Source organism: Rhodococcus sp. 2H158, from assembly GCF_053764755.1.
Map to the genome: position 1 here is coordinate 59,827 of NZ_JBSNCE010000009.1, position 12,830 is coordinate 72,656.

Genomic DNA, 12,830 nt, shown 5'->3' on the forward strand with positions numbered 1-12,830 from the left:
TCGCCCGCTCGCACCTCACGACCGGACCTCCCGAACCGGCCCGGCGCCGACGGTGACGGTTTCGTACACGCGCAGGATCTGCTCGGCCACCACCGGCCAGTCGTAGGCGCCGACGATCTCGTTCGCCGCCGCCACCAGGGCGCGACGGCGGGCACCGTCGTCGAGCAGGCCGCGGATCGCGGCAGCGAGAGCCTCCGAGTCGCCCAGCGGGACGAGCACGCCGGCGCGCCCGTCGCGCAGTACCCGGCGGAACGCGTCGAGTTCGCCGGCCACCACAGGGGTACCGGCGGCCATCGCCTCCACCAGCACGATCCCGAAGCTCTCCCCACCGAGGTTGGGGGCGCAGTACACGTCGGCGCTGCGCATCGCCGAGGCCTTCTCCGCGTCGGACACCTGGCCGAGCAGCCGCAGGTGCCGTGCATACCGGCCGGCCTCCTTGCGCAACCGGTCCTCGTCCCCGCGGCCGACCACGACGATCTCGAGGTCCGGGTAGTGCTCGACGAGCAGCGGCAGCGCGCCGAGCAGCACCGCCATGCCCTTGCGCGGCTCGTCGTACCGGCCGAGGAACAGCACGGTGCGGCCGGCGCGGGGATACCCGGGCAGCGTCGGGGCGTGAGCGAACGAGGACACGTCGACACCGTTCGGGATCTCCACGGCGTCCGAGCCGAGCGACGTCACCTGCCAGCGCCGGGCGAGTTCGGACACGGCGATGCGGCCGCTGATCTTCTCGAGGTACGGCTGCAGCACACCCTGGAAGGTACTCAGCACCAGCGATTTGGTCGTCGACGTGTGGAACGTCGCGACGATGGGGCCCTCGGCGATCTTCAGCGCGAGCATCGACAGGCTCGGCGCGTTCGGCTCGTGGATGTGCAGGACGTCGAAGTCGTTGTCGTTGATCCACCGCCGGACCCGCGCATAGGACACGGGACCGAAGCTCAGGCGCGCCACGGACCCGTTGTAGGGGATGGCGACGGCGCGCCCGGCGGAGACGACGAAGTCCGGCAGCTCCGTGCTGTCGGACGCCGGGGCGAGGACGCTGACCTTGTGGCCGCGTTCGATGAGCACGTTGGCCAGGTCCACGACGTGCGCCTGCACCCCGCCCGGTACGTCGAAGGAGTACGGGCACACCATCCCGATCTTCACCGCGCCTCCATCCGGGCCAGGCGGGCCTCGGAGAGGTCGTCGAGCCAGAGCGGTTGCAGCATGTGCCAGTCCGCGGGGTGTTCGGCGATGTCGGCGGCGAAGCAGTCGGCGAGGGCCTGTGTCGCCGGCCCGATCCCGCCGGTGACGTCGATCTCGGGGTGGACCCGGAAACCCCAGCCGCCGTCGGTGAACCAGCAGTGCACCGGCAGCAGCGGCGCGCCGGTCTCGGCGGCGAGCTTCGCCGGGCCGGCGGGCATGCGGGTCGGCTCTCCGAAGAACGTCACCGGCACGCCCTTGCGGGCCAGGTCGCGCTCGCCGAGCAGGCAGACGATCCGGTTCTCGCGCAGCCGCGTCTCGAGCCGGTCGAACGGCGGCGTCTCGCCCCCGCTGAGCGGGAAGATCTCGAAGCCGAGGCTCTCGCGGTACGCGACGAACCGCTGGTAGAGCGATTCGGGGCGCAGGCGTTCGGCCACCGTCGCCAGGCCACCGTAGGTCTGCGTGCACCACACGCCGGCCATGTCCCAGTTCCCGCTGTGCGGCAGCGCGAGGATCGCACCGCGCCCGGCCGCCAGTGCCTGCTCGATGTGCTCGCGGCCCTCGACGGCGTGATCGAGGGCGGCAGCCGTCACGGTCAGGTCCATCGAGGGCAGCCGGAACGCTTCCCGCCAGTAGCGGGCGTAGGACCGCACGGACTGCCGGATCAGCTCGTCCGGGACCTGCGCCGCGGGCACGCCCAGGACCCGGGCGAGGTTGCGGCGCAACTGCTGCGGGCCACCGTGGCGCCGGGCGGCGACGTCGGCGCCGAGGTCGAACAGCCGGCAGGCGGTGGACTCGGGCAGCGCCCGCACGAGCCGCCACCCGGCGGCGTAGCCGAGGTCGGAGGCACGTTCGGTCGCGCTCATCGGGCGTCTCCGTCGGCCGGGGTCGACGACGGCAGGGGCAGCAGCTCGCGGGCGTCCGGGGAGCGGCGCACGGCGAGCACCCGCTGGAACACGGTGATCACCGAGCCGGCGGCGAGCAGCCACATGGCGGCGTGGATCGCCCACCACACGCCGAGTCCGGTGACGCCGGCGCCGACCAGCACGATGACGAGCCGGTCGGGCCGCTCGATCAGGCCACCGTCGGCGGACAGGCCACTCGCTTCGGCGCGGGCCTTGGCATACGAGATGACCTGGGAGGTGACCAGGCAGATCAGAGTTGCGATCAGCAACGGTCGGCTCTGTTCCCCGTAGACCGCCCACCAGGCCAGCCCGGCGAAGATCGCGCCGTCGGCGACGCGGTCACAGGTGGCGTCGAGGACGGCGCCGAATCGGGTGCCGCCCCCGCGGGCCCGGGCCATCGCACCGTCGAGCATGTCGAACATCACGAACAGCCAGATCACCATCGCGCCCCAGAACAGCTGCCCCATCGGGAACAGCGTCACGGCAGCGGCGATCGTCGCAACGGTGCCGATGAGTGTCACCGCGTCCGGCGTGAGGCCGGTGCGGATCAAGGCCCTGCCGAGCGGGGCGGTGACCTTCGACACCGACGCACGCCCGAAAAAGCTCAGCATCCACCGACCCCCGTCTTCCGTTCACACCGTTGCGTCCGGGACACGATCCTGCCACGCCCGCGAACGGCGACAAACATACAGGCGGGGGCGGCGACGGACACCGGAGCCGGGGCCCGGTGCGGCGTCACTCGTTCCAGGCCGCCGCGAGCAACGCGCGGGTGTCCCGAAGCAGCTGCGGCATGACCTTGGCGCCGCCGAGGACGGTGATGAAGTTGGCATCGCCGCCCCAGCGCGGCACCACGTGCAGGTGCAGGTGTTCGGCGAGCGAGCCGCCGGCGGCGGCCCCGAGGTTGAGACCCACGTTGAAGCCGTGCGGCCGCGAGACGCTCTTGATGACCCGGATCGCCCGCTGCGCGAATGCCATCAACTCGGTGCTCTCCTCGGGGGTCAGGTCCTCGAGGTTGGCGACCCGGCGGTACGGCACGACCATCAGATGGCCGGGATTGTAGGGGTACAGGTTGAGCACCGCATACACGTGCTCGCCGCGCGCGACGACGAGGCCCTCCTCGTCCCGCATCTTCGGGATGTCGGTGAAGGGCTCGTACGGCGCCTCCTTGGATCGTGGTGCCTCCGCGATGTACGACATCCGGTGGGGCGACCACAGCCGCTGCAGGTGGTCGGGTTCTCCGGCCCCGCGATCGACGAGGGCGTCGTCGGAGCAGTCGCCGCTCACGCGGCGCCGCCCCGGTCGACGGGAGCGACGAGCTCCGCGGTGGGCGAGGCGTTCTCCCGCCGTCCGATCCACTCGGTGACCAGACGGACCGCGTCGGCCACGGGCACGCCGTTGACCTGGGTGCCGTCGCGGAACCGGAAGCTGACCGCCCCGGCCTCGACGTCACGCTCGCCCGCGAGCAGCATGAACGGCACCTTCTGCGTGGTGTGGTTGCGGATCTTCTTCTGCATCCGGTCGTCGCTGGTGTCGACCTCGGCACGCACCCCGGCCGCCTTCAGCTGCCGGGTGACGTCGAACAGGTGATCCTCGAAGGCCTCCGCGACGGGGATACCGACGACCTGCACGGGGGCGAGCCACGCCGGGAAGGCGCCGGCGTAGTGCTCGGTGAGCACGCCGAAGAAGCGCTCGATCGAACCGAACAGGGCCCGGTGGATCATGACCGGCCGATGCTTGCTGCCGTCGGGACCGGTGTATTCGAGCTCGAACCGCTCGGGCAGGTTGAAGTCGAGCTGAATCGTCGACATCTGCCAGCTGCGCCCGAGCGCGTCCTGAACCTGGACGGAGATCTTCGGCCCGTAGAAGGCGGCGCCACCCGGGTCCGGCACGAGGTCGAGCCCGGAGGCCTCGGCGACCTCGCGCAGCGTGTCGGTGGCCTCCTCCCACAGGACGTCGTCGCCGACGAACTTCTTGGGGTTCTTCGTCGACAGCTCGAGGTGGTAGTCCTCGAGGCCGTAGTCCCTCAGCAGGTCGAGGACGAAGTTCAGCGTCGTGGTCAGCTCGTCGCGCATCTGCTCGCGGGTGCAGTAGATGTGCGCGTCGTCCTGCGTCATGCCGCGCACCCGGGTCAGGCCGTGGACGACGCCGGACTTCTCGTACCGGTAGACCGAGCCGAACTCGAAGAGCCGCAGCGGCAGTTCGCGGTAGGAGCGGCCGCGGGAGCGGAAGACGAGGTTGTGCATCGGGCAGTTCATCGGCTTGAGGTAGTAGTCCTGGCCGGGCTTGCGCACGGTGCCGTCCTCGTTGAGTTCCTCGTCGATGTGCATCGCCGGGAACATGCCGTCGCGGTACCAGTCGAGGTGACCGGACACCTCGTAGAGGTGCCCCTTGGTGATGTGCGGGGAGTACACGAACTCGTAGCCGGCCTCGACGTGCCGCTGGCGCGAGTAGTTCTCCATCTCCTGGCGGATGATGCCGCCCTTGGGATGGAACACCGGCAGGCCCGAGCCGAGCTCGTCGGGGAAGCTGAACAGGTCGAGTTCGTTGCCGAGCTTGCGGTGGTCGCGGCGCTCGGCCTCGGCGAGCAGCTCGAGGTGGCGCTCCTGTGCCTCTGCGGATTCCCACGCGGTGCCGTAGATGCGCTGCAGGCCGGCGTTGTCCTGGTCACCGCGCCAGTAGGCGGCGGAGCTGCGGGTGAGCTTGAACGCCGGGATGTACTTGGTGGTGGGGATGTGCGGGCCGCGGCACAGGTCGCCCCAGATCTTCTCGCCCGTCCGCGGGTTGAGGTTGTCGTAGATCGTCAGTTCCGCGCCGCCGACCTCCATGATCTCGGGGTCCTCGTCGAGGGAACTGTTGCCGGCCGACTTCTCACTGATCAGTTCGAGCTTGAACGGCTCGTTCTTCAGTTCCTCGCGTGCGTCGTCCAGGTTCTCGACGACGCGCCGGGAGAACCGCTGCGCGCCCTTGACGATCTGCTTCATGCGCTTCTCGAGCTTCGCGAGGTCCTCCGGGGTGAAGGGCCGGTCGACCTGGAAGTCGTAGTAGAAGCCGTCCTTGATCGGGGGCCCGATGCCCAGTTTGGCCTCCGGGAATTCCTGCTGCACGGCCTGGGCGAGGACGTGTGCCGCGGAGTGCCGGATGACGGAGCGGCCGTCCTCGGTACCGGCGGCGACCGGCTCGATCTCGGTGTCCTGTTCCGGCGTCCACGACAGGTCGCGCAGCCGGCCCTCGCCGTCGCGGACCACGACGATCGCGTCGGGTCCGCTGTTGGGTAGGCCGGCCTCCCGGAGGGCGGCACCGGCAGTGGTCCCCGCGGGCACCCGGACGAGCACGGCTGGGTCTACGGATGCGGGCGTCGTCACTGTGGTGGGCTCCTCGGGCTCGTGCCGGTGGTGGGTGCCACCGACGCCGCGGGGCATGCCACGCGTCGGCAACCAGACCATGCTATCGACACCACCCCGGTCGCCCGTTCACCCGGGCACCGCAGGGAGCGGTGCGGGGTGGAGCGGTGCAGGCTGGAGCGGTGCAGGCTGGAGCGGTGCAGGTTACAGGCGGCGCAGTCCGCCGAGAACCCGCGACAGCAACTGGGCGTCGGGGCCGACCCCGTCGACGGTCCGGTGGACGGTGAGTTCTCCGGTGGCGGCGAGGTCGCCCACCAGGACCCGCGCGACGCCCAGGGGCAGCTTGGCCAGAGCCGCGATCTCCATGATGGAGCGGGGTTCGGCGCACAGCGCCAGGATGGTGCGGTGTTCTTCGAGGCCCGGGGTTCCCACGGCGTCGGGCACGGCCGAGACGAGGACCTCGAGCGGGAGATCCACCTCGGCGCGGGTCCGGCCCTGGCTGCGCACGAAAGGCCGCACGAATGACGGCTGCGCCCCGCTCGGCTCCTCTTCCCGCGGGACCGCGGTCACGACGGCCGGCATCGGGGTCGACGCCGCGGCGGCGACGGTCGCGAAGGCACCCGTCGCCGGCGGGTCCACCGCGGGCGCGGCCTCGTGCCGGTCGGTCGCGCCGGGGGCCGGAGCCGGGCGGTCCTTCCGCCGTCGGCCGGCAGATCCGAATCGTGCTCCTGTGGCCCCGACCAGGGGCCAGTTGTTGTCGGCGACACTCATCAGCCGCATCCTCCTCACACCGACCGCAATCCTGCCATCAGCGCAGTGCGGTCCGATGAATGCGCAGGTCACGACCGCTCCGCCGACGGCTGTTCCGTCCGGGCGCGAATCGAGCCGCGCCCGAAACGACGAAGGGCACCCCCGTGGGGGTGCCCTTCGTCGGTGCTGTGGTCCCGGCTGGGATCGAACCAGCGACCTCCCCGGTGTGAACGGGACGCTCTTCCACTGAGCCACGGGACCGGGCCGCTTCGCAGCGGCTCGAACGAGAAGGAACATTAACACGCCCACCGAGTGAACACGAATCGCCTGGTCGCCCCCGTTTTCGGTGGCGACGGAGGCCGGGCGCACCGCCACCGGCCGCGGCGCGGGAGACCGCGCCGCGCACGCCGGATCTGCCGGAGCCCGCACGCCGGGGCCGACAAGGGCCCTCACGACCCACGAGGACGCCTCGTCCGCGCCCTCACCTGCAGATTTGTGTGTTCTGACGATGGTCGGCTAATGTTCTCAACCGCACCACGGAGAGCACGACGCCGGACGGTGCGATGCGGATGTAGCGCAGCTGGTAGCGCATCACCTTGCCAAGGTGAGGGTCGCGGGTTCGAATCCCGTCATCCGCTCGAGAGGTTGGACTCGACCTTTTACGGTGGAGTGGCCGAGTGGTGAGGCAACGGCCTGCAAAGCCGTGCACACGGGTTCGATTCCCGTCTCCACCTCGCGCGATTAGCTCAGCGGGAGAGCGCTTCCCTGACACGGAAGAGGTCACTGGTTCAATCCCAGTATCGCGCACCACGATCGACCAGGTTTCACCCCGCACTTCTCGACCCGGGCCACCGGGAAGAGAAGTGCACATGCGGATGTAGCGCAGCTGGTAGCGCATCACCTTGCCAAGGTGAGGGTCGCGGGTTCGAATCCCGTCATCCGCTCCACCACCCCGCGCGATTAGCTCAGCGGGAGAGCGCTTCCCTGACACGGAAGAGGTCACTGGTTCAATCCCAGTATCGCGCACCATCCACACGGCGAAGGCCCTCCCGACCGGGAGGGCCTTCGCCGTGTCGCCACCCCGTCAGCGGGAGGCGTGCAGCCGGTTGGCGCCGGCGGTCATCGCGCGCAGCGCCGATTCGGTCCCGGTCGCCGCGATTCCCATGCTCCAGAGCCGGCGGCCGTCCGCTTCGCAGAGCAGGAACGTCGCATGGGTGTCACCGAGGTCGAACTGGTGGAACGAGAGGATCTCGAGCGGCATCCCGAGGGTGTGCATCATGACGGTCATCGCAGACACCGGGCCGGTGGCGGTCGCCGCGGCGGTGTGGATGGTCCCTCCCACGCCGAACGTGGCCTCGTAGTTGCAGCGGCCGGCGCGCGCACTCTCGGCGGACCAGCCACCGAGGCGGACGGGCCCGTGCTGCGGTGCATAGGTGGCGGTGAACTCGGCCCAGCTCATGCCGGCGGACTCGGCGCGCAGCTCGCGCGGCAGGAACCGACCGTAGCGGGCGGCGAACGGATCGATCGGCGCCGAGCGGGGGGCGTCCGTGTCGCCGGCGGCAGGGATCAGAGCGGTGGAGGTGAAGGCGTTCATCGAAGGAGGTCTTCCGCGCGAAGGGAGGACCGACAGGTAGCTCAACGACCCGCAGCGAGGGGTCGGTCCGAATCAGACCCCGCTACGGCGGTGAACTACGAGTACGCGCTTCATGAGAGCCCACAATAGAGCGTCGGCCTGCAGAAGGCAACCACCCCGGTGACCGACGCGTGACCGAACCGTGACCCACCCGGCTGGAACCTGAGGAATCCCTCATGTATTGTCGGAGGTGCCATCCCCCCGATGGTAATGAACCCCAGCCATGACCCCCCATCCAAGGCTGGGGTTCAGCCATTTCCGGACCTCGGGCGTGTTCCGTCCCCCGAGCGTCGCCGCGGCGGAGCGCCGAGTGATCTACTGGTTGCTATGCCAACGCCGTCACTCGAGGAATCCACCGCGAACGTCTCCGTCGAGCAGGCCGGGATCTGGGATGCCGAGACCATCGCCGACGTCGCGGCCACCACGTTCCCCCTGGCCTGCCCGTCCGATGCCTCCCAGGAGGACATCGCCGCCTTCATCGACGAGACCCTGTCCGCGGAACGGTTCAGCGAGTACCTCACCGACCCGACCCGCATCGTCCTCAAGGCGACGGTCGGTGGCGAGATCGTGGGCTACCTCATGGCGATCGATGCCGAACCGACCGACCCGGCGGTCCGCGAAGCCGTGACGGCGCTGCCGACCACCGAGATCAGCAAGCTCTACGTGCTCCCGGGCAAGCACGGCACCGGTGTTGCCGCGGCACTGATGGCTGCCATCGTCGACCACGCCCGGGCGTCCGGCTGCCGGGGGCTGTGGCTGGGGGTCAACCAACAGAACTCGCGCGCCCGGCGGTTCTACGCCAAGAACGAGTTCGGGGTCGTGGGGACGCGGACGTTCCAGGTCGGCTCGCAGACCCACCACGACTACGTCATGCAACGCACCCTCTGACGCGGGGTACTCCGCTCGCGGCGGCGTCCGCCGGGCGCGTGACTCAGCTGGCCGCGGTCTCGAACCGCGACAGTGCCAGCAGGCGCGACGTCGCGCGCAGGTACTTCTTGCGGTAGCCGCCGGCGAGCATCTCGGCGGTGAAGATCTCGTCCAGCTTCGCGCCGGCCACGGTCACCGGGATGCTCGCGTCGTAGAGCCGGTCGGCGAGAACCACCAGGCGCAGGGCCACCGACTGGTCGTGAGCGGGATGGACCCCGTTGAGGAAAACCGCCGGGACGCCCTCGACGAGCTTGCCGTACCGCGACGGGTGCAGTGTGCTCAGGTGCGCGCACAATTCGTCGAAGTCGTCGAGGGTGGCGCCGGCCACCTCATCGGCACGATCGAGCAGGTCCTCGGAGCTGATCGGGTCCGGTGCCGGCGGCAGGTCGCGGTGGCGGTAGTCGGGACCGTCCACGCGGATGGTCTCGAAGATGGCGGCGAGCTTCTTGATCTCGCGCAGGAAGTCCTGCGCCGCGAATCGGCCCTCCCCCAGCTGCCCGGGCAGGGTGTTGGACGTCGCGACGATGGACACGCCTCGCGCGGACAGCTCGGTCAGCAGCCGGGACACCAGCATCGTGTCGCCCGGGTCGTCGAGTTCGAACTCGTCGATGCACAGCACGCTGTGGCTCGACAGCTCCTCGACGGCCTTGTTGAAGCCGAGAGCGCCGACCACGTGGGTCAGCTCTACGAACGTGCCGAACGCCTTCGGCGACGGCGCCGCGTGGAAGATCGAGGCCAGCAGGTGGGTCTTGCCGACACCGAAGCCGCCGTCGAGGTAGAGCCCGGCACCGGTGGACGGCGCCTTGCGGCCGAACAGGCCGCGCCGGCCACCGCCCCGGATCTTGGCGATCTTGTGAGCGAACTCCTCCGCCGTCCGGACGGCGGTCGCCTGGCTCGGCTCGTTCGGATCGGGAATGTAGGACGCGAAGCTCACGTCGTCGAACATCGCGGGCGGAACCATCTGGGCCACCAGTTGGTCGGACGGCACCACGGGATTGCGATCGACGAGACGTTCGTGCATTTCTCCAGGGTAGGGCCGGAGCTCGAGGCGACCGGTACACCGAGGGCAGATTGCGACCTACTTCACATCGCGTACACCTGATCGTCACGCCCGGCGGATCGGACGATCCGGTCACGTGCGCGGCCCGCCGCACCGACCTGGCAGGCTGTGCCCATGCGCAGAACCGGTGTGCTCACGATGGGCATCGTCGTGCTCGGAGCGATGACCGCCGCGTGCGGGGCGGGCCCCTCGGTACGTCCCGACGTCGCCGTGGTGCAGGAGGCGGACGGCCGGGCCACCCCCACCGGCGAGGACCCGGCCGTCGCGCCCGAGTTGCCGGTGCCCGCCCGGGACCTGGACTGGCGCGACTGCACCGCCGACACCCTCGCCGCGCAGGCCCTGCCGCCGGGCCCGACGGGTCTCGTCCTCGAGTGCGCCCAGATTCCGGCCGCGATCGACGCCGCGGGCACCGTGCCGGGCTCGTTCCCCCTCGACGTGCTGCGTGCCCGGCTGGCGCAGACCCCCACCGATGCGGCCCCGCTCGTCATGACGACGGGGGCGGACCTGCCCTCCACCCGGGCGCTGGCCGCGCTGTCGACCGGCTCGCTCGCCGAGCTCGTGGCCTCCCGGCCGGTCGTCGCGGTGGATCGGCGCGGCCTCGGTGCGTCCCAGCCGATCGAGTGCATCTTCGGAGCGGACCGACGCGCCCTGGCCGACCACGGACAGTTCGGCCGTACCGGCGACGGTCCCGACCGGGTCGCCGAGCTCGGCCGGCAGGCCACCATCGCATGCACCGACTACCTGCAGCCGCAGGAACTGCTGTTCGGTGCCGCCCACGCCGCCGACGATCTCGAGCAGCTGCGCACCACCTGGGGCGTCGAGCGGATCGGCGTGCTCGGCATCGGCAACGGCGCCACGGTCGCCCTGGCCTACGCGTCGAAGTACCCGACGACCCTCGGCCGTCTCGTCCTCGACTCCCCCGCCGCGGCCACCGCCGACGCCGAGCTGCTCGCCGAGAGCCGGGTGCGCGGCGCAGAGTCGGCGGTCGACGCGTTCGCCCGCCAGTGCGTCGCGCTGGCGTGCTCGCTGGGACCGGATCCGCGGGCCGCGCTCGAGGATCTGCACGCCCGCGCCGCGGCCGGCACGCTCGCCCCGCTGTCGTCGAACTCCCTGCTCACCGCGGTGACGTGGTTCCTGGGGACCCCCCGCAGCGACGCGCCGACCCGGGTCCGCGAGCTGTCCGACGCACTGTCCGCGGCCGGCGCGGGCGACGTGACGCCGATGCTCGAGTTCGTCGGCGCCGCCGAGGCCGTGCTGTTGTCCGACGGGCAATTCGTCTCCCGCTGCAGCGACGGGCAGCGGTGGCCCACGACGGCACGGGCCGCCGAGCTGCAGCGGATGTGGTCGGCGAACTATCCGCTGTTCGGTGGCGACGCGGCGATCGGTCTCACCGCGTGCGGCGCCTGGCCGAGCATGCCGACCCCGCCGCTGCCGGCGGAGGTCCGCGTGCCCGTGCTGGTGACGACGGGCGCCGCCGACCCGCTCGTCGGCAGCGCGGGGCTCGAGTCGGTCACCGGAGCCCTCACCGCCGTCTCGGCGCGGTGGGCGGCGCTGTCGTGGCAGGGCGCCGGATACTCCGCGGCCCTGCACTCCGGCTGCATCCAGGCACGGGTGGCGGCGTATCTCGACACCGGTGCACTGCCGCCGAACGGCAGCCTGTGCCCGGCGTGACCCCGCGTCCGACGCGGCCCGGGCCCGGCGCCGCGAGGAGGGGACGGTGGGTGGCCACCACCGGCTCCCGGTGTACCGTGCCGTAGTGTTCCTCAGCCGCCTCGAGCCCCGCACCGCCCGCACCACCGCGGAGGTGGTCAAGTGCGTTGTGTGGCCGTTGGCCGTGCTCACGGTGCTGCACCGTGTGGCGGTCAAGGCCGTCAACGGATTCCGCACCGACGATTTCACCCCCGTCTACAACGCGGCCCTGGCGTTTCTCAACCGCCGGCCCGTGTACACCGCGAACTTCGAGTGGGTGGACCCGCACTACCTGTACCCGCCGTCCGGGACCCTGCTGATCTCCCCGATCGCGGTGATCGACCCGGAGCGGTCGCGGTGGCTGTTCATCATCGCCAACGCGATCGCGATCATCGTGGCGCTGTACCTGCTGCTGCGAATGTTCGGCTACGGCCTCGACTCCGTGCTCGCGCCGATCCTGCTGCTCGCGGCGTTCAGTTCCGAGACCGTGACGAACACCCTGGTGTTCACCAACATCAACGGCCTCGTCCTGCTCGGCGAGGTCGCCTTCCTGGCGCTGCTGCTCCGGCGGCGCGACCTGTGGGCGGGCGTCGCGATCGGGCTGACGTTCGCGGTCAAACCGATCCTCGCGCCGCTGCTGCTGATTCCGTTCGTGCGCCGGCAGTGGAAGGTGTTCGCCACCGCCGCGGCGGTGCCCCTCGGACTGACGCTCGTCGCGTGGCCGCTCTCGGTGGATGCGTGGGCGTTCGTCGAGCGCACCACGCCGTACCTGTTCGAGGCGCGCGACTACTTCAACAGCGCGATCGTCGGCAACGGCATGTACTACGGCCTGCCGGCGTGGTTGATCCTGGCGCTGCGCGTCGTGCTGGGCCTCATGGTCGTCGTCTCGCTGTGGCTGCTGTACCGGTACTGCCGCCACGACGACCTGTTCTTCGTCGGCACGAGCACCGGGGTGCTGCTCACCGCGTCGTTCCTGCTCGGTTCGCTCGGCCAGATGTACTACTCGATGATGCTGTTCCCGCTGCTGATGACGGTGCTGCTGCCCAACTCGGTGATGCGGAACTGGCCGGCGTGGCTCGCGGTCTACGGCTTCATGAGCTACGACAGCTGGCTGTCGGGGCGGTGGCCGGAGGCCGGCCGCGCCGCGGAGTACATGAAGACGACGTTCGGCTGGTCGCTGCTGCTCATCGTGATCTTCGCGGTGCTGCTCGACCGGTACCTGGCCGCCCGGCGGGAGGGCCGGCTGGCGGACGGCATCGAGCCCTCGTTCCTGTTGCCGGAACGCAAGACCGAGCCGCAGGCCGAGCTCGTGGCGACGAACCGCGGTGAGGGCTAGCGTGGAGCGC

Annotated in this window: 11 protein-coding genes and 6 tRNA genes; 8 read left to right on the top strand and 9 right to left on the bottom strand. The window is 70.6% G+C overall.

Going from position 1 to position 12,830, the window contains the following annotated elements; genetic code table 11:
- Positions 1-15 precede the first annotated feature (15 nt).
- The 7 genes from ACWPOB_RS10695 to ACWPOB_RS10725 form a co-directional block, all read right to left on the bottom strand.
- Positions 16-1,143: a glycosyltransferase family 4 protein gene (locus ACWPOB_RS10695; RefSeq protein ID WP_455400795.1), complete on the bottom strand. Its 1,128-nt coding sequence runs from the start codon at positions 1,141-1,143 to the stop codon at positions 16-18.
- Positions 1,140-2,045 (bottom strand): phosphatidylinositol mannoside acyltransferase, encoded by a 906-nt coding sequence (locus tag ACWPOB_RS10700; protein ID WP_100057928.1) that lies wholly within the window; start codon positions 2,043-2,045, stop codon positions 1,140-1,142. The genes ACWPOB_RS10695 and ACWPOB_RS10700 overlap by 4 nt, the downstream gene beginning before the upstream one ends.
- Entirely contained in the window at positions 2,042-2,695 is a 654-nt protein-coding gene (pgsA, locus tag ACWPOB_RS10705) for a phosphatidylinositol phosphate synthase (RefSeq protein ID WP_100057929.1), read from the bottom strand. The genes ACWPOB_RS10700 and pgsA overlap by 4 nt, the downstream gene beginning before the upstream one ends.
- A gap of 124 nt (positions 2,696-2,819) precedes the next feature.
- Positions 2,820-3,368 carry an HIT family protein gene (locus ACWPOB_RS10710; RefSeq protein WP_006943832.1) on the bottom strand — a complete coding sequence of 183 codons (549 nt, stop codon included), beginning with the start codon at positions 3,366-3,368 and terminating at the stop codon, positions 2,820-2,822.
- Complete coding sequence (thrS, locus tag ACWPOB_RS10715) at positions 3,365-5,446, bottom strand: threonine--tRNA ligase (protein WP_100057930.1); 2,082 nt, start codon at positions 5,444-5,446, stop codon at positions 3,365-3,367. The genes ACWPOB_RS10710 and thrS overlap by 4 nt, the downstream gene beginning before the upstream one ends.
- Positions 5,447-5,629: 183 nt before the next feature.
- Positions 5,630-6,196 (bottom strand): DUF742 domain-containing protein, encoded by a 567-nt coding sequence (locus tag ACWPOB_RS10720; protein WP_455400796.1) that lies wholly within the window; start codon positions 6,194-6,196, stop codon positions 5,630-5,632.
- A 168-nt stretch (positions 6,197-6,364) separates the two neighbouring features.
- Positions 6,365-6,436 (bottom strand) — tRNA-Val (locus tag ACWPOB_RS10725).
- 304 nt (positions 6,437-6,740) lie between these two features.
- Between ACWPOB_RS10725 and ACWPOB_RS10730 the strand changes: the two genes are divergently transcribed.
- The 5 genes from ACWPOB_RS10730 (at position 6,741) to ACWPOB_RS10750 (ending at position 7,204) form a co-directional block, all read left to right on the top strand.
- A tRNA-Gly gene (locus tag ACWPOB_RS10730) sits at positions 6,741-6,813 on the top strand.
- A 25-nt stretch (positions 6,814-6,838) separates the two neighbouring features.
- A tRNA-Cys gene (locus ACWPOB_RS10735) sits at positions 6,839-6,909 on the top strand.
- A 1-nt stretch (position 6,910) separates the two neighbouring features.
- Positions 6,911-6,985 (top strand) — tRNA-Val (locus ACWPOB_RS10740).
- Positions 6,986-7,046: 61 nt separating this feature from the next.
- A tRNA-Gly gene (locus ACWPOB_RS10745) sits at positions 7,047-7,122 on the top strand.
- A gap of 7 nt (positions 7,123-7,129) precedes the next feature.
- A tRNA-Val gene (locus ACWPOB_RS10750) sits at positions 7,130-7,204 on the top strand.
- A 55-nt stretch (positions 7,205-7,259) separates the two neighbouring features.
- On the opposite strand, the gene ACWPOB_RS10755 is transcribed toward ACWPOB_RS10750, so the two are convergent.
- Positions 7,260-7,769: a 2-isopropylmalate synthase gene (locus ACWPOB_RS10755; protein WP_100058455.1), complete on the bottom strand. Its 510-nt coding sequence runs from the start codon at positions 7,767-7,769 to the stop codon at positions 7,260-7,262.
- A 366-nt stretch (positions 7,770-8,135) separates the two neighbouring features.
- Between ACWPOB_RS10755 and ACWPOB_RS10760 the strand changes: the two genes are divergently transcribed.
- A complete protein-coding gene (locus ACWPOB_RS10760; protein ID WP_100058456.1) occupies positions 8,136-8,696 on the top strand; it encodes a GNAT family N-acetyltransferase in 561 nt (186 codons plus the stop codon).
- 43 nt (positions 8,697-8,739) lie between these two features.
- Here ACWPOB_RS10760 and zapE read toward each other — a convergent pair whose 3' ends face one another.
- Entirely contained in the window at positions 8,740-9,756 is a 1,017-nt protein-coding gene (gene zapE / locus ACWPOB_RS10765) for a cell division protein ZapE (RefSeq protein ID WP_100058457.1), read from the bottom strand.
- A gap of 153 nt (positions 9,757-9,909) precedes the next feature.
- Between zapE and ACWPOB_RS10770 the strand changes: the two genes are divergently transcribed.
- Together ACWPOB_RS10770 and ACWPOB_RS10775 are read left to right on the top strand one after the other, a co-directional pair.
- On the top strand, positions 9,910-11,466 hold the full coding sequence (locus ACWPOB_RS10770) for an alpha/beta hydrolase (protein ID WP_455400797.1): 1,557 nt from the start codon (positions 9,910-9,912) through the stop codon (positions 11,464-11,466).
- Between the two features lie 46 nt (positions 11,467-11,512).
- On the top strand, positions 11,513-12,820 hold the full coding sequence (locus ACWPOB_RS10775) for a glycosyltransferase family 87 protein (protein WP_455400798.1): 1,308 nt from the start codon (positions 11,513-11,515) through the stop codon (positions 12,818-12,820).
- Positions 12,821-12,830: the final 10 nt, after the last annotated feature.